The organism is Streptomyces sp. STAM6 (assembly GCF_054963715.1).
The window spans coordinates 33,941-49,876 of sequence record NZ_JBUEFZ010000004.1 but is presented as its reverse complement, the minus strand read 5'-3'; the positions used below and the strand labels follow the sequence as shown (position 1 = coordinate 49,876).

Here is a 15,936-nt window from a genome sequence, read left to right as displayed (position 1 = left end):
CGCGAGAGCTTCTGCCGGCAACGCCGGCAGAGACGCCCGGCCGGATCCCGTGGGGGGAATCCGCTCCGGGATATGGAAAGCGCCCCGCGCGCCGACCCGTGGGGGGATCGGCGGCGGGGCGCTTTTCGCGCCCTGAAGGCCTCCGCGGGGACGTCCCACGAGGACCCGGATGCCTTCGGGGCCCGGACGCCTGCGGACCCGGATGCCTTCCGGACCCGGATGCCTTCCGGGCCATGGGCAGCCGGGAAGACGGGGCGGAAGGCTCAGCGGCCCCGACCGGGACGAAGGCCGCGCGGGACCTCACCCGTGACCGAGCAGCCCGCCAGGGCAACCCCCGGACCCCCGGCAAGGGGGTCGTCGGGGGGCACACGTCATGGAACTCAGCGAGCCTCGACTGGCACGAAGTCGCGCAGGACCTCACCCGTGTAGATCTGGCGCGGGCGGCCGATGCGGGAACCCGGCTCCTTGATCATCTCGTGCCACTGGGCGATCCAGCCCGGCAGCCGGCCCAGCGCGAAGAGCACCGTGAACATCTCGGTCGGGAAGCCCATCGCCCGGTAGATCAGACCCGTGTAGAAGTCGACGTTCGGGTAGAGGTTGCGCGAGACGAAGTAGTCGTCGGAGAGCGCGTGCTCCTCCAGCTTCAGGGCGATGTCCAGCAGCTCGTCGGACTTGCCGAGGGCCGAGAGGACATCGTGCGCCGCCGCCTTGATGATCTTGGCGCGCGGGTCGAAGGACTTGTACACCCGGTGGCCGAAGCCCATCAGGCGGACGCCGTCCTCCTTGTTCTTCACCTTGTTGATGAAGGAGTCAACATCGCCGCCGTTGGCCTGGATACCCTGGAGCATCTCCAGGACCGACTGGTTGGCGCCGCCGTGCAGCGGGCCCCACAGGGCCGAGATTCCGGCGGAGATCGAGGCGAACATGTTCGCCTGCGAGGAGCCGACCAGACGCACGGTGGAGGTCGAACAGTTCTGCTCGTGGTCCGCGTGCAGGATCAGCAGCTTGTCGAGCGCGGAGACCACGACCGGGTCCAGCTCGTACTCCTGGGCCGGGACGGAGAAGGTCATCCGCAGGAAGTTCTCGACGTACGAAAGATCGTTGCGCGGGTAGACGAACGGGTGCCCGATCGACTTCTTGTAGGCGTACGCCGCGATCGTCGGGAGCTTGGCCAGCAGCCGGATCGTGGAGAGGTGACGCTGCTTCTCGTCGAACGGGTTGTGGCTGTCCTGGTAGAAGGTGGACAGCGCGCTGACGACCGAGGAGAGCATGGCCATCGGGTGGGCGTCGCGCGGGAAGCCGTCGAAGAACCGCTTGACGTCCTCGTGCAGCAGCGTGTGCTGGGTGATCTCGTTCTTGAAGGCCGCGAGTTCGTCGACCTTGGGAAGCTCCCCGTTGATCAGCAGGTACGCCACCTCGAGGAAGGTGGAGCGCTCGGCGAGCTGCTCGATGGGGTAGCCGCGGTACCGCAGGATGCCCTGCTCGCCATCGAGGTAGGTGATCGCGGATTTATAGGCGGCCGTGTTGCCGTAGCCGCTGTCCAGGGTCACCAGACCGGTCTGGGCTCGGAGCTTCCCGATGTCGAAGCCCTTGTCACCGACGGTGCTCTCGACCACCGGGTAGGTGTATTCACCGTCCGCGTACCGCAGTACTACAGAGTTGTCGCTCACGTCATCCCTCACCGACGTAGTGCCTCTTCTTCGAGGTGCCCTGACTGTCTCTACCATCCCCCACTTGGCTCAGCAGAGTGCACTCGGGGTCGACCATTCGGCCAATTGGCGGCACTCAGTGCCGTCAACCTGCTCATCCTGCCCCCTTCGCCCCGGTTGCGAAAGTCCGGACCACCGCTAGGTGATGTTTCCCACCCGTACCTCACCTGTCAGTCGATGGCCGAGTGAGGTAAAGCGCCGGCCTGCCGAAACAGTGCGGACGGCCTGGGCGACGGCCTTGCGGGAGCCAACAAGGACGACGAGCTTCTTCGCGCGCGTGACGGCCGTGTAGAGCAGGTTCCGCTGCAGCATCATCCAGGCTCCGGTGGTCACCGGGATCACCACGGCCGGATACTCGCTGCCCTGGGACCGGTGGATCGTGACGGCATACGCGTGCGCCAGCTCGTCCAGCTCGTCGAAGTCGTACGGCACCTCCTCGTCCTCGTCCGTCAGTACCGTCAGGCGCTGATCGTCCACGTTGAGCGAGGTGACCACGCCGACCGTGCCGTTGAAGACTCCGTTCGCCCCCTTCTCGTAATTGTTGCGAATCTGGGTGACCTTGTCTCCGACACGGAAGACCCTTCCGCCGAATCGCTTCTCCGGGAGGTCGGGCCGGGCAGGGGTGATGGCCTGCTGGAGCAGACCGTTGAGGGTGCCCGCGCCGGCCGGGCCGCGGTGCATCGGGGCCAGGACCTGGACGTCCCTGCGCGGATCGAGACCGAACTTCGCCGGCACACGGCGGGCCGCGACGTCCACGGCGAGCCGGCCGGCCTCCTCCGTCTCCTCCGCCACGAAGAAGAAGAAGTCCGCCAGCCCGGTCGTGATCGGCTGCTGTCCGGAGTTGATGCGGTGGGCGTTGGTGACCACGCCGGACTTCTGGGCCTGGCGGAAGACCCGGGTGAGACGCACGGAGGGGACGGGGCTGCCCGGGGCCAGGAGATCCCCCAGGACCTCCCCGGCGCCGACGCTCGGCAGCTGGTCGACGTCCCCGACCAGGAGCAGATGGGCGCCCGGGGCGACCGCCTTGACCAGTTTGTTGGCCAGCAGCAGGTCCAGCATGGACACCTCGTCGACGACGACCAGGTCGGCGTCCAGCGGGCGGTCCCGGTCGTACGCCGCGTCGCCGCCCGGCTTGAGCTCCAGCAGACGGTGCACGGTGGACGCCTCGGCGCCGGTCAGCTCCGCGAGGCGCTTGGCCGCCCGCCCGGTGGGCGCCGCGAGGACGACCTTCGCCTTCTTGGCCCGGGCCAGCTCCACGATCGAGCGGACCGTGAAGGACTTGCCGCAACCGGGCCCTCCGGTGAGCACGGCGACCTTCTCGGTGAGGGCCAGCCGCACCGCCTGCTCCTGCTCGGGCGCCAGCTCGGCCCCCGTACGGTCCACGAGCCACGCGAGCGCCTTGTCCCAGGCAACGTCCCGGAACGCCGGCATCCGGTCCTCCTCGGCCCGCAGCAGCCGCCGCAGCTGACCGGCCAGGGAGAGCTCGGCACGGTGGAAGGGCACCAGGTACACGGCCGTGAGCGGCTCCCCTTCCGGACCGGGCACCTGCTCCCGTACGACACCCTCCTCGTCCGCCGCGAGCTCGGCGAGGCAGTCGATGACCAGCCCCGTGTCGACCTGGAGCAGCTTCACCGAGTCGGCGATCAACTGCTCCTGCGGCAGGAAGCAGTGCCCCTGGTCGGCGGACTGCGACAGCGCGTACTGCAACCCCGCCTTCACCCGGTCGGGGCTGTCGTGGGGAATGCCGACGGCCTGCGCGATGCGGTCGGCGGTGAGGAACCCGATGCCCCACACGTCGGCGGCCAGCCGGTACGGCTGGTTCTTCACCACGGAGATCGACGCGTCCCCGTACTTCTTGTAGATCCGCACCGCGATGGAGGTGGAGACGCCGACACCCTGGAGGAAGACCATCACCTCCTTGATGGCCTTCTGCTCCTCCCAGGCGGCCCCGATGAGCTTCGTCCGCTTGGGCCCGAGCCCCGGCACCTCGATGAGCCGCTTCGGCTCCCGCTCGATCACGTCGAGCGTCTCCACGCCGAAGTGATCGACGATCCGCTCGGCGATGCGCGGCCCGATGCCCTTGATCAGCCCGGACCCGAGATAGCGGCGAATGCCCTGGACGGTGGCGGGGAGGACGGTGGTGTAGTTCTCCACGGTGAACTGCTTGCCGTACTGGGGGTGAGACCCCCAACGCCCCTCCATCCGCAGCGACTCCCCCGGCTGCGCACCGAGCAGCGACCCGACCACGGTGAGGAGGTCACCCCCGCCGCGCCCGGTGTCGACGCGGGCGACGGTGTAGCCGTTCTCCTCATTGGCGTACGTAATCCTCTCGAGGACGCCTTCGACCACTGCCAGATTGGACATGCCCCGACGCTACCGGGCGCCTCGGACAGCGGGGGCGGGCTGTGGATGACGCTCCGGGGCCGACTGTCGGCCGGTGCCCGGCCGGGGCTCCGGAGATCGGATGTCGAACGGTCGGACTCGGCCGTGAGACGCTGCGGGGGTCGGAGTTGGGCGCGCTTCGCTCACCTGGCCGAGGAATACCGCAACTGCCCGAGGGGCGATGTCCCGTGCTCAGCCTGGCTTTCTCCGTCCGCCCGGGGCAGGGCGATCCCAGCGGCTTCCACCTGGGCGACGTCGTCTGCGAGGGCGACCTTGGATGCGCCGGGTCTGCGGGACAGGTGCCGGATCAGGGCATGAGATCCATCTTTCGGTGCCCATTCTGCTCGACCGCCTCGGGCCGCTGGTCCGGAGGCGGCAGACAGCTGCGACGTTCACGGGCCTCGATACATCCTTCAAGCTCGATTTCAGGCGCGACAGCAGAGGATTCGTCGTTGCCTCGTCGCGGGGTCACGTGCTGGGCAGCACCCGTCGCGTCGACCTTGCCGAGGCCGTTCTGCACGCCGCGCAGGACTTCGCCGACAGGCACTACCTTGCCGCACTGGAACGACTTCCGGGCGTCGGCCGAGGGCTGAGCGGAAAGGGGCGGCGCGAAGTCCAGCCGCAGCGGCGGCCCGCCGACGAATATCGGCCATCAAGTACCCACGCGGCGCTTCTTGTTCGTTGCTTGTGGAAACGGCGCCATGACATCCTCTGCCGGATGACTGACAACGGGGATGAGACAGCAAGCCCGGACCTCCCTGCACGGCTTGCCGATCTGATCGACTGGCCAGTGCCGGAGCCGCAGTCCAAGCCACTTGACCAGCCGGCACCAGTGGCCGCGTCGGCCGAAATCGAAAGACCGAATGAACTGGCTGCTGCAAAGCGTGAGTTTGCTCGCTTGCACGGTGAGTTCCGCCGTACGGCGGTGCTGGTGCCGTTCGACGAGCACGACAGCCTGTGGACCGCCGACCAGAACGGGGTGCGGTGGATCTGCGCGTTCTCGGACGAGCAGGCGCTCGCCCGGTTCGCCCGGGCGCGAGGGGACGCCCAGCGCGAGTGGACGTACCGAACGATCCTCGGTGCGCGGCTCTTGGACGTAATGGTGCCGATGCTGCGGGGGCCGGCAGGGGTGGCACTGGACGCGGGCAGTGACGACGGGGTGTTGTTCCCGCCGGTCCAGGGCATCGTGCCCGACGCCGTGGCGGTCGACCTCGGGGAGACGCGAAGACGGGCGGCGACCCCAACCTCCAAGTGCCACCGGAGGCACTCGCGGCCATCGCGCAGGGCATCAATCTGGCGCACTCCGAGCTGAAGGACCTCGGCGTGATCGGCGAGGCATCGGCCGGACGGGGGTTTTCGGACCTGGCCTTGTCCGGCCTGGAGGTCGGCCACGGCGGGCTGATGGCAGAGTTCGAGACGTTCTGCGAGCGCTGGGAGTGGGGCGTCCGGGCGCCGACTGGCTTCACTCCTTTGACCGCCGAGAGGTTGGCGCGATCGCCTCCCTGCTGTCCTCGGTCGCAGCATTGGAAAGTGAGCCCGACAGTCTGGAAAGTGAACTGCACGCCCTCGGTGAACTCACAGAGACCGGCTTCATCGAAGCCGAACATCTCACACCTTTGTGGCAACTTCAGCGTGAGACGTTGCGGGGGTCAGAATTGGAGCACTTCGATTATCTGGCCGGTGAATACCGTTGACCTGCACACGGCTTCAGGAGTGTTAAGCGTGCGATGACCAGCCGCCGGGGCAGTTGGCCCGCGAACGCGGGTGGCCGCGTTGCCCCTACAAGGGGCCCGGTCCAAGGACCGGGCCCCGCGCGCTCCCCCCTCCGCAGGGCTTCCCGAATCCCCCCAGATCCCCTCCCTGGAAGCCCTGATGCCATGTACGACACTCGTCACCGCGGAAGGGTTGCACGGACGCGGGCGGTTATTTTTCCGGAATTTAGATTCCGGATCGTGGTGGTACGTGGGCGGGGCTAGAGCACGTGGCGGACGTACCGGCGCGCCGTCTCCTCCAGTACCTCCACGCCGTCCCGGGACCACAGGTCGTCGTTGAAGAGCTCCACCTCGATCGGGCCGGTGTAGCCGGACGCGTCGGCCAGTTCGCGCCAGGCGCGCAGGTCGATGACGCCGTCGCCGAGTTGGCCCCGGCCTGTGAGGGCGCCGGCCGGGAGGGGGGTGGTCCAGTCGGCGAGCTGGAAGGCGTGGAGGCGGCCCTCCGCGCCCGCGCGGGCGGTGGCCGCGGGGGCGTGGTCGTCCCACCAGACGTGGTAGGTGTCCACGACGACGCCCACCTGGGCCGCCGGGAAGGGCGCGGCGAGGGCGAGGGCCTGGTCGAGAGTGGAGACGGCGCAGCGGTCGGCCGCGTACATCGGGTGGAGGGGTTCGATGGCGAGGCGGATGCCGCGTTCGGTGGCGTAGGGGGTGAGTTCGGCGAGTGCGTCGGCGATGCGGGCGCGCGCGGCGGCGAGGTCCTTGGTGCCGGGCGGGAGGCCGCCGGAGACCAGGACCAGGGTGTCCGTGCCGAGGGCAGCGGCCTCGTCGACGGCCGCCCGGTTGTCGTCGAGGTCGGTGGCGGTGGTGAAGAAGCCGCCGCGGCAGAGGGTGGTGACGGCCAGTCCGGCGTCGCGTACGACCTCGGCCGTCTTCTCCAGGCCGTACGCGGCGATCGGTTCGCGCCACAGGCCGATGCCCGGGATGCCCAGTCGGACGCAGTGCGCGACCAGTTCCGGCAGGGCCAGTTGCCTGACCGTCATCTGGTTGATGCTGAAGCGGGCGAGGTCGTGATCGGTCACTGGGGGACTCCGTGGACCTGGAGGAGGGATTTCATGCGGGACTCGGCGAGTGCCGGGTCGGGGAACAGGCCCAGACGGTCGGCCAGTTCGTAGGCGCGGGCGAGGTGCGGCAGGGAGCGCGCCGACTGGAGGCCGCCCACCATCGTGAAGTGGTCCTGGTGGCCGGAGAGCCAGGCCAGGAGGACCACGCCCGTCTTGTAGAAGCGGGTGGGAGCCTCGAAGAGGTGGCGGGACAGCTCGACGGTCGGGTCGAGCAGTTTGCGGAAGCCCGCCGTGTCACCAGTGTCCAGGACCCGGACGGCCTCGGCGGCGAGCGGACCCAGCGGGTCGAAGACGCCGAGCAGGGCGTGGCTGAAGCCGTGGTCGTCGCCGGCGATGAGGTCGGGGTAGTGGAAGTCGTCGCCGGTGTAGCAGCGCACGCCGGCGGGGAGGCGGCGGCGTACGTCGATCTCCCGGTCCGCGTCGAGCAGCGACATCTTGATGCCGTCGACCTTGTCCGGGTGGGCGGCGATGACGTCGAGGAAGGTGTCGGTGGCCGCGTCCAGATCCGTCGAGCCCCAGTAGCCCTCCAGGGCCGGGTCGAACATGGGGCCCAGCCAGTGGAGGATGACCGGTTCGGCGGACTGGCGCAGCAGCCTGCCGTACACCTCCAGGTAGTCGTCGGCCGACCGCGCCGCTGCCGCCAGTGCCCGGGATGCCATGAGGACGGGCTGGGCGCCTGCCTCCTCGGCCACCGCCAGCTGCTCCTCGTAGGCGGCACGTACGGTCGCCAGGCCGGCGGGTCCGGTCAGCTGGTCGGTGCCGACGCCCGCCGCGATCCGCCCGCCCACCGCCTTCGCCTCGGCGGCGGAGCGGCGGATCAGCTCGGCGGCGCCCGCCCAGTCCAGGCCCATGCCTCGCTGGGCGGTGTCCATGGCCTCGGCGACGCCGAGCCCGTGGGACCACAGGTGCCGGCGGAAGGCGAGGGTCGCGTCCCAGTCGACGGCCGCCGGGGAGTCGGGCGAGACGTCGGCGTACGGATCGGCCACGACGTGGGCGGCGGAGAAGACCGTGCGGGAGGCGAGCGGGGGGCCGCCCGCCGTGCACACGGTGGCCTCCGTGCGGGGTTCGTACGTGCCGTGGGGCAGCCTGATCGTCACAGCGACAGCTCCGGTACGTCGTGGCGGCGGCCGTCCGCGGAGGACTTCAGGCCCAGCTCGGCGAGCTGCACTCCGCGCGCGCCGGCCAGCAGGTCCCAGCGGTACGGCTCGTCGCGCGCGACATGCCGCAGGAACAGCTCCCACTGGGCCTTGAATCCGTTGTCGAACCCGGTGTTGTCCGGGACCTCCTGCCACTGGTCCCGGAAGGAGTGCGTCACCGGCAGGTCCGGGTTCCAGACCGGCTTGGGCGTGGTGGAGCGGTGCTGGACGCGGCAGCCGCGCAGCCCGGCGACGGCGGAGCCGTGGGTGCCGTCGACCTGGAACTCGACCAGTTCGTCGCGGTGGACGCGGACAGCCCAGGAGGAGTTGATCTGGGCGACGGCCCCGCCCTCCAGGGTGAAGATGCCGTAGGCGGCGTCGTCGGCGGTGGCGTCGTACGGCTTGCCCCGCTCGTCCCAGCGCTGCGGAATGTGGGTGGTGACGTGGGCGTTCACGCTGGTCACGCGGCCGAACAGCTCGTGGAGCACGTACTCCCAGTGGGGGAACATGTCGACGACGATGCCGCCGCCGTCCTCGGCGCGGTAGTTCCAGGAGGGGCGCTGGGCCTCCTGCCAGTCGCCCTCGAAGACCCAGTAGCCGAACTCTCCGCGCACGGAGAGGATCTCGCCGAAGAAGCCGCCGTCGATCAGGCGCTTCAGCTTGAGCAGGCCGGGGAGGAAGAGCTTGTCCTGGACGACGCCGTGCTTGATGCCGGCGGCCCGGGCGAGGCGGGCCAGCCGCAGGGCCCCGACCAGGTCCGTGGCGGTCGGCTTCTCGGTGTAGACGTGCTTGCCGGCGGTGATCGCCTTGGTGAGGGCGTGGACCCGGGCGGAGGTGATCTGGGCGTCGAAGTAGACGTCGACGCGCTCGCCGTCCGCGTCGGCGGCGAGGACCGCGTCCAGGTCGGTGGACCATTCGGTGAGGCCGTGGCGCTCGGCGAGCTCGCGCAGGGCGTGTTCGCGGCGGCCGACGAGGACGGGCTCGGGCCAGAGCGTCTCGCCGTCGCCGAGGTCCAGGCCGCCTTGTTCGCGGATCGCGAGGATGGACCGCACGAGGTGCTGACGATGGCCCATCCGGCCGGTCACCCCGTTCATGGCGATGCGCACTGTCCTGTGTGTCACGAAGGTTCCTCCAGGCGAGTCGATCGACGTGCGGTGGCGGTGGCGGTGGCGCTGCCGCGGCCCGCGTCTTGCGGACGCGCGGCCGCCGAGCCGGGCGCCGCCCACGGACGGCGGCCGTTGGACCGGTTGCCCCCGCGGACACGCGGTCGCAGGACCGAGTGCTCCTCGGGAGCCCGCGCCCCGGACCAGGTGCCCTTCCTTGGGAGCCCGCGCCCCGGCCCGGGGGTCCCACGGGCACGGGTCCCGGCCGTTCCCCGTCCTGCGGGACCGGACGCCGAACCGTGCCCGCGCGGGCCGACTGTTCAGCCATGCCCCGACCCTGGGATAGCAAGCGCTTTCTACACTCGATGACGCTAGCCTGCCGACAGCAGCCCGTTCAAGGGGCCCGGCCCGACTCTCCTCGGAGGAACGCGATGACAGTCACCCTGGCCGATGTGGCGGCCCGCGCGCGGGTGTCCCCGGCCACCGTCTCCCGCGTACTGAACGGCAACTACCCCGTCGCCGCTTCGACGCGCGAGCGGGTGCTGCGGGCCGTGGACGAGCTCGACTACGTCCTGAACGGCCCGGCCAGCGCGCTCGCCGCCGCCACCTCCGACTTGGTCGGCATCCTGGTGAACGACATCGCCGACCCCTTCTTCGGGATCATGGCGAGCGCCGCGCAGGGCGCGATCGGGGAGGGTGCGACGGGACGCGCGGGGGGCGAGAAGCTCGCCGTCGTGTGCAACACCGGCGGCTCCCCGGAGCGCGAGCTCACCTATCTGACGCTGCTTCAACGCCAGCGGGCGGCCGCCGTCGTCCTGACCGGCGGCGCGCTGGAGGATCCGAAGCACATCGCGGCGATGGCCGCCAAACTGGCCAAGCTCTCGGACGCCGGAACCCGGATCGTGCTGTGCGGTCGGCCGCCGATGCCCGGGGACGCGAGCATGGCCGCGCTGGCCTTCGACAACCGGGGTGGCGCGCGGAGGCTGACGGAGCATCTGCTGGCACTGGGTCACCGCAGGATCGGGTACGTGGCCGGGCCGACGGAGCGCACGACGACGCGGCACCGGCTGGAGGGCCACCGGGCCGCGATGGCCGCCGTGGGGCTGGGACCGGTCGCGGGCGACGACGAGCGGCTGACCGTGCACGGCCCGTACGACCGTCGCTCCGGATACGACGCCATGCTCGAACTCCTGCGCCGCGCACCCGACCTGACGGCGGTCGTCGCGGCGAACGACACGGTAGCGCTGGGCGCCTGTGCGGCACTGCGCGACAAGGGCCTGCGCATCCCGGAGGACGTCTCGGTGGCGGGCTTCGACGACCTGCCGTTCTCGGTGGACGCGGTACCGGCGCTGACGACGGTGCGGCTGCCGCTGTACGAGGCGGGGGCGCGGGCCGGCCGGCTGGCGGTGGGCACGGAGGCGCCGCCGCCCGGCGGGATCGCGACCATCGGCGCGGAACTGACGGTCCGGGCGTCCACGGCGGCGCCGCGAGGCTGAGGCGCCGGGGGGGTGCCACGCGTGGGCCCCGGCCAGCCGTCCGTCCGCGTCCGCCGCCCCTGCTCCGCTGCCGACGGGCCCGCCGCCCCTGGCCCCACTGTCTCCGGGCCTGCCGGCCCTGGTCCCTCTGCCTCCGGGCCCGTCGGCCCGGTCCGCCCGACCGGCCGCTGCGCGCCCGGCGACGGGAGCGCGCCCAGGGGCGGGGCGGCGGGTCGGCGCGGCGTCGCGCCCATGACCGGCCGCGCCCGGGGTAGGTTCCGCAGGAGCCCGCACAGCGGAAGGAGCTCCTGGCCGTGAAGTACGCGTTCTCCACCCTGGGCGTCCCGGGGATGCCCGTCGCAGATGTCGTCCGGCTCGCCGTGCGGGCCGGTTATCAGGGTGTGGAGCTGCGCTCCCACCCCGACGAGCCGGTGCATCCGGGGCTCGTCGCCCACGAGCGGCGCGCCGTGGTGGAGGAGTTCACCGCGGCGGGTGTCGAGATCCTGACCCTGGCCGGGTACGCGCGCGTGGCGGCGGACGGCGACGACGAGCCCGTGTACGAGGAGCTCCACCAGTTGCTCTATCTGGCCGACGACCTCGGCGCCTCGTACGTCCGGGTCTTCCCGGGCGGCGGCGACCGGGATCCGGCGGAGGCGGACGCCACGGCGGCCCGGCGGCTCGGCGTGGCGGCGGAGATCGCGGCCGACCTGGATGTGCGCATCCTGCTGGAGACGCATGACTCGCACCGCACCGGCGCGGACGTCGCCCGGATCGTGGGGGCGGTCGGGCACAAGCACGTGGGGGTGCTCTGGGATGTGATGCACCCCTGGGTGGCCGGCGAGGACCCGGTGGCGACGCATGCCGTCGTGGCGCCGTACCTGGGATACATCCAGGTCAAGGACATCGAGGCGGCGGACCGCACGACTCCGCTGCCGCTGGGTGCCGGGGTGCTGCCGCTCGCCGAGTGCCTGGCGCTGGTGTCGGGGGACGACCCGGACGGCTGGGTGTGCTGGGAGTACGAGAAGCGCTGGCATCCGGAGGCGGCGGACCTGCCGCCCCTGCTGGCCCGGGGGCGGGAGCACCTCCAGAGCCTGCTCTGACGGAAGGTCATGCTCTGCTGGGCTGCGCCTCCGTGACATCGGAGGTGTCGGTGGCCCCGGCGGGCTGAATCCTGCCGCCGGGCACCTTCGGCCGCGTCCGCCCCAGCGACGTGAGCGCCACGCCGCCCACCAGGAGCGCCGCCGCGCACCATCGCAGCGGGCTCACCGACTCGTCCAGGAAGAGCGCCGCCGACGACATCCCGAAGACCGGGACGAGCAGGGAGAAGGGGGCGACGGACGAGGCGGGGTGGCGGCGCAGCAACCAGCCCCAGGCGCCGAAGCCGAAGATGGTGGTGATCCAGGCGACGTAGACGATGACGCCGACGCCCGTCCAGTCCAGGGAGCGCAGTGCCGCCGCGTCGCGTTCGGGACCTTCGAGCAGCAGTGACAGGGCGATGAGCGGGAGTACGGGGACGGTGCTGACCCAGACCATGAAGTTGAGTGCGTCGGGCGGGGACGCCTTGCGGGTCAGGACGTTGGAGACGCCCCAGCAGGCGGCGGCCGCGACGCACAGGGCGAAGCCGAGCAGCGGGCCCGACGCGCCCTCGTCGACCGCGGCGACCGTGATGCCGCCCAGGGCGACGGCCATGCCCAGCGTCCTTGTGCCGCCGGGCCGTTCGCCGAGCGCGGCGTAGGCGAACAGGGCGGTGAAGACCGCCTGGACCTGGAGGATCAGCGAGGAGAGACCGGCCGGCGCGCCCTGGTCCATGCCGGTGAACAGCAGGCCGAACTTCGCGACGCCGAGGACCAGCCCCACGCCGACGATCCACTTCCAGGCCACTTTCGGGCGGCCGACGAAGAAGACGGCGGGCAGCGCGGCGGCCAGGAAGCGGAGGGCGGAGAAGAGCAGGGGCGGGAAGTGGTCGAGGCCTATCTCGATGACGACGAAGTTGACCCCCCAGACGGCGGCGACGAGGGCGGCGAGAGCGATGTGTGCAGGGCGCATGCGTCGAGCATCCCGGCCCGCAACCATGTAGCACCAGCGCGAACTGCTTCATGATTGGATGAAGCTCTGCTAATGAGAGGCGTCGTCACGCCACAGCCGGGGAAGGGGATCGCCGTGCTCGATCTCGGTCGGCTGCGCGCCCTGCACGCCGTCTCCGTCCACGGCACGGTCGGAGCCGCCGCGGCGGCCCTCGGCTATACGCCGTCGGCGGTGTCCCAGCAGATCGCCAAGCTGGAGCGGGAGACCAGGACGACGCTGCTGGAGCGGCAGGGCCGGGGTGTGCGGCTGACCGACGAGGCCCACCAGCTGGCGGCGACGGCGCAGCGCCTGCTGTCGATCGTCGAGGAGGCGGAGGTGCGGCTGGAGGAGCGCCGCGGGCTGCCGGCCGGGCGGCTGGCCATCGGCTGTTTCGCCAGTGCCGCGCGCGGCCTGATGCCCCGGGCGCTGGCCGAGCTGGCGCGGCGTCATCCGGGGCTGGACGCGCGGCTGACGGAGGTGGATCCGCATGTGTCGGTCGATCTGGTGGCGCGAGGCGTGATCGACCTGGCCGTGGCGCACGACTGGGACATCGCCCCCATGCCGGCGCCGCCCGGGGTGGAGCAGGCGGTGATCGGGGACGACCTGTGCGACATCCTGGTGCCGCTCGGGCATCCGCTCGCGGGGCGGGGGGCCGTGCGGCGCGAGGAGCTGAAGGGCGAGCGGTGGATCTGCCAGCCGCCGGGGACGGTCTGTCACGACTGGCTGATGCGGACGCTGCGGGCGGCCGGCTGCGAGCCGGACATCGTGCACCAGGCCGAGGAGAACCACACGCAGGTGGCGCTGGTGGCGGCGGGTCTCGGCGTGGCGCTGGTCCCCCGTCTGGGGCGCGGCCCGCTGCCCGCGGAGGTGGCGACCGTCGCGCTCGATCCGGTGCCCAAGCGGCGGCTGTCGGCGCTGTGGCGGGCGGGGGCGGCGAGGCGGCCCGCCATCACCGAGACGGTGCGGACCCTGCGGGAGCTGTGGCCCTCGGTCACCTGTGCATGAAATCCTCAACTCCCTTACCACTCCTACCATTTCGCCGCCGATTCCCCGCAAACGGGGAACCTCGTGCCGACCGCGTCCGTCCAACGGAACGTGCTGCCGGTGAGTCACCGCAGAGCGGCGTCGGCCCTCGCCACTGGCTGCGAATGCCGGCTCCCCTCTCCAGCCGCCTGCGGCCGGCAGCACACCGCCATCGGCGCGCCCCCCTGACGCATGCGCCGATGGCGGCCCCCTCCATTTGCCGCGCGGCTTGCGCACATCCTTGACCTGGCAGTTACTTTCCGGCTATCCGTGACTCCTTGGAAGTTTCCTTCACCCCTTGTCGCCGGGAACACACACGGCCGGAAGGAGCACCAGTGCACCACCGAGCCACGTCCAGACGCACCCTCCTCACCGTCACCGCCGCCGCGGCGGCGGCCGCCGCCACCGGAGTCACGTCCACCGCACACGCGGGGAGCGACACGAGGCTCCGCCGGATCATTTCCCGCATGAGCCTGGAGGAGAAGGTCGGCCAGCTCTTCGTCATGCGGGTGTACGGGCATTCCGCCACCGCCCCCGACCAGGCCGACGTCGACGCCAACCTCAAGGAGATCGGCGTCCGCACGGCCGCCGAGCTGATCGCCCGGTACCACGTCGGCGGCATCATCTACTTCGCCTGGGCGCACAACACCCGTTCCCCGCACCAGATCGCGGATCTGTCCAACGGCATCCAGCGCGCCGGCCTGGCCCAGCCGACTCCCCTACCGCTCCTGATCTCCACCGACCAGGAGCACGGCATCGTCGCCCGGATAGGGGAACCGGCCACGCTGATGCCGGGCGCGATGGCGCTCGGCGCCGCCGGCTCCCGCTCCGACGCCCGCCGGGCGGCCCGGATCGCCGGCCGGGAGCTCGCCGCGATGGGCATCCGCCAGAACTACGCGCCGGTCGCGGACGTGAACGTCAACCCGGCCAACCCGGTGATCGGCGTACGGTCCTTCGGCGCCGATCCGCGGGCCGTGGCCGGCCTGGTCGCGGCTCAGGTCAGGGGCTACCAGAGCGCCGGTGTCGCGGCGACGTCGAAGCACTTCCCCGGCCACGGCGACACCGAGACCGACAGCCACATCGGGCTGCCGACGATCCATCACACCCGTGAGCAGTGGGCGGAGCTGGACGCGCCGCCGTTCGAGAGCGCCATCGACGCCGACATCGACTCGATCATGACGGCGCACATCGTGGTGCCGGCGCTCGACCCGAGCGGCGACCCGGCGACCCTCTCCCGTCCCATCCTCACCGGCATCCTGCGCGAACGGCTCGGCTACGACGGCGTGGTGGTGACCGACTCGCTCGGCATGGAGGGTGTGCGCACCAAGTACGGTGACGACCGGGTGCCGGTGCTGGCCCTCAAGGCGGGCTGCGACCAGCTCCTCAACCCGCCGAGTCTCGCCGTCGCGTGGAACGCCGTGCTCAAGGCCGTGCGGGAGGGCGAGATCAGCGAGGCGCGCGTCGAGGAGTCGATCCTGCGCATCCTGCGGCTCAAGGAGAAACTGGGTCTGCTGCGCGACCCGTTCACCTCGCACGAGGAGGTGGACCGCACGGTCGGCACCAGAAGTCATCTCGCGGCCGCCGACCGGATCGCCGAAGCCACCACGACCCTGCTGCTCAATTCCGGCGGACTGCTGCCGCTGAGCCGCCGCAGGCAGCCGAACCTGCTGGTCGTCGGGGCCGACGTGGCCTCCCCCTCCGGCACGACCGGCCCGCCGACCGCCACCCTCGCGGCGGCACTCACGGAACTCGGCTTCACCGTCACCACGCTGCCGACCGGTACCGCCCCGACCCCGGCCGGGATCGACCAGGCGGTGGCGGCGGCGGCCGGCAAGAACGCCGTGATCGTGGGCACGTACAACGTGTCGGCCACCAGCACCCAGCGCAGCCTGGTGTCGCGGCTCGCCGCCACCGGCGTCCCGGTCGTCACGGTGCACATCCGCAACCCGTACGACATCGCCCGGCTGACCGGCCAGCGGGCGGCCCTGGCCACGTACTCCTGGACGGACGTCGAACTGCGTGCCGCGGCCCGGGTGATCGCGGGTGAGGCGGAGCCGGAGGGCCGGCTTCCCGTGCCGGTCCAGCGCGCGGACGATCCGGCCCAGGTGCTGTACCCGATGGGATACGGCCTGTCGTACTAGTCATACGTCGCACTACCGGCGCACCCCACCCAAGTGACGCAAACCTCCCGCCACCTCTGGCGTGTGCCCG

The 15,936-nt window shown here is 71.2% G+C and carries 12 protein-coding genes and 1 pseudogene; 7 read left to right on the top strand and 6 right to left on the bottom strand.

What is annotated here, in order from left to right; translation table 11 throughout:
- Positions 1-380: 380 nt before the first annotated feature.
- Complete coding sequence (locus ACY34K_RS07005; RefSeq protein WP_462744881.1) at positions 381-1,670, bottom strand: citrate synthase; 1,290 nt, start codon at positions 1,668-1,670, stop codon at positions 381-383.
- Between the two features lie 177 nt (positions 1,671-1,847).
- The gene (gene recD2 / locus ACY34K_RS07000; protein WP_462744879.1) at positions 1,848-4,073 is read right to left on the bottom strand and encodes an SF1B family DNA helicase RecD2; all 2,226 of its coding nucleotides are present in this window, start codon (positions 4,071-4,073) and stop codon (positions 1,848-1,850) included.
- A 736-nt stretch (positions 4,074-4,809) separates the two neighbouring features.
- Here recD2 and ACY34K_RS06995 point away from each other — a divergent pair.
- The 3 genes and pseudogenes from ACY34K_RS06995 (at position 4,810) to ACY34K_RS06985 (ending at position 5,785) form a co-directional block, all read left to right on the top strand.
- Positions 4,810-5,403: an SseB family protein gene (locus ACY34K_RS06995; protein ID WP_462745473.1), complete on the top strand. Its 594-nt coding sequence runs from the start codon at positions 4,810-4,812 to the stop codon at positions 5,401-5,403.
- A pseudogene (locus tag ACY34K_RS06990) lies at positions 5,343-5,549 on the top strand (hypothetical protein); the annotation flags it as partial. The gene ACY34K_RS06995 and the pseudogene ACY34K_RS06990, both read left to right, overlap by 61 nt.
- The gene (locus tag ACY34K_RS06985) at positions 5,528-5,785 is read left to right on the top strand and encodes a hypothetical protein (RefSeq protein WP_462745498.1); all 258 of its coding nucleotides are present in this window, start codon (positions 5,528-5,530) and stop codon (positions 5,783-5,785) included. The pseudogene ACY34K_RS06990 and the gene ACY34K_RS06985, both read left to right, overlap by 22 nt.
- 278 nt (positions 5,786-6,063) lie before the next feature.
- Here the strand turns inward: ACY34K_RS06985 and ACY34K_RS06980 are convergent, their stop codons facing one another.
- The 3 genes from ACY34K_RS06980 to ACY34K_RS06970 are packed head-to-tail and all read right to left on the bottom strand — an operon-like array spanning position 6,064 to position 9,181.
- Positions 6,064-6,843, bottom strand: coding sequence for a sugar phosphate isomerase/epimerase family protein (locus tag ACY34K_RS06980; protein ID WP_462745471.1), 780 nt, complete (start codon positions 6,841-6,843; stop codon positions 6,064-6,066).
- 35 nt (positions 6,844-6,878) lie between these two features.
- Positions 6,879-8,021 carry a dihydrodipicolinate synthase family protein gene (locus ACY34K_RS06975; RefSeq protein WP_462744877.1) on the bottom strand — a complete coding sequence of 381 codons (1,143 nt, stop codon included), beginning with the start codon at positions 8,019-8,021 and terminating at the stop codon, positions 6,879-6,881.
- Positions 8,018-9,181 (bottom strand): Gfo/Idh/MocA family protein, encoded by a 1,164-nt coding sequence (locus ACY34K_RS06970; protein ID WP_462744875.1) that lies wholly within the window; start codon positions 9,179-9,181, stop codon positions 8,018-8,020. The genes ACY34K_RS06975 and ACY34K_RS06970 overlap by 4 nt, the downstream gene beginning before the upstream one ends.
- 413 nt (positions 9,182-9,594) lie before the next feature.
- Between ACY34K_RS06970 and ACY34K_RS06965 the strand changes: the two genes are divergently transcribed.
- Both ACY34K_RS06965 and ACY34K_RS06960 read left to right on the top strand, forming a co-directional pair.
- Positions 9,595-10,659, top strand: a complete 1,065-nt coding sequence (locus ACY34K_RS06965) for a LacI family DNA-binding transcriptional regulator (RefSeq protein ID WP_462744873.1) — start codon at positions 9,595-9,597, stop codon at positions 10,657-10,659.
- Between the two features lie 293 nt (positions 10,660-10,952).
- Positions 10,953-11,738: a sugar phosphate isomerase/epimerase family protein gene (locus tag ACY34K_RS06960; RefSeq protein WP_462744871.1), complete on the top strand. Its 786-nt coding sequence runs from the start codon at positions 10,953-10,955 to the stop codon at positions 11,736-11,738.
- A 7-nt stretch (positions 11,739-11,745) separates the two neighbouring features.
- On the opposite strand, the gene ACY34K_RS06955 is transcribed toward ACY34K_RS06960, so the two are convergent.
- Positions 11,746-12,684, bottom strand: a complete 939-nt coding sequence (locus tag ACY34K_RS06955) for an EamA family transporter (protein ID WP_462744869.1) — start codon at positions 12,682-12,684, stop codon at positions 11,746-11,748.
- A 114-nt stretch (positions 12,685-12,798) separates the two neighbouring features.
- Here ACY34K_RS06955 and ACY34K_RS06950 point away from each other — a divergent pair, with 114 nt between their 5' ends.
- Both ACY34K_RS06950 and ACY34K_RS06945 read left to right on the top strand, forming a co-directional pair.
- Positions 12,799-13,707, top strand: a complete 909-nt coding sequence (locus ACY34K_RS06950) for a LysR family transcriptional regulator (RefSeq protein WP_462744867.1) — start codon at positions 12,799-12,801, stop codon at positions 13,705-13,707.
- A gap of 353 nt (positions 13,708-14,060) precedes the next feature.
- Complete coding sequence (locus ACY34K_RS06945; protein WP_462744865.1) at positions 14,061-15,866, top strand: glycoside hydrolase family 3 protein; 1,806 nt, start codon at positions 14,061-14,063, stop codon at positions 15,864-15,866.
- The last annotated feature ends 70 nt before the right edge of the window (positions 15,867-15,936 follow it).

What these genes read in the sequence shown, in the direction of transcription:
- recD2 (WP_462744879.1), bottom strand. Translation starts at nt 4,073, where the DNA reads ATGTCCAATCTGGCAGTGGTCGAAGGCGTCCTCGAGAGGATTACGTAC.
- ACY34K_RS06995 (WP_462745473.1), top strand. Translation starts at nt 4,810, where the DNA reads ATGACTGACAACGGGGATGAGACAGCAAGCCCGGACCTCCCTGCACGG.
- ACY34K_RS06980 (WP_462745471.1), bottom strand. Translation starts at nt 6,843, where the DNA reads ATGACGGTCAGGCAACTGGCCCTGCCGGAACTGGTCGCGCACTGCGTC.
- ACY34K_RS06965 (WP_462744873.1), top strand. Translation starts at nt 9,595, where the DNA reads ATGACAGTCACCCTGGCCGATGTGGCGGCCCGCGCGCGGGTGTCCCCG.
- ACY34K_RS06955 (WP_462744869.1), bottom strand. Translation starts at nt 12,684, where the DNA reads ATGCGCCCTGCACACATCGCTCTCGCCGCCCTCGTCGCCGCCGTCTGG.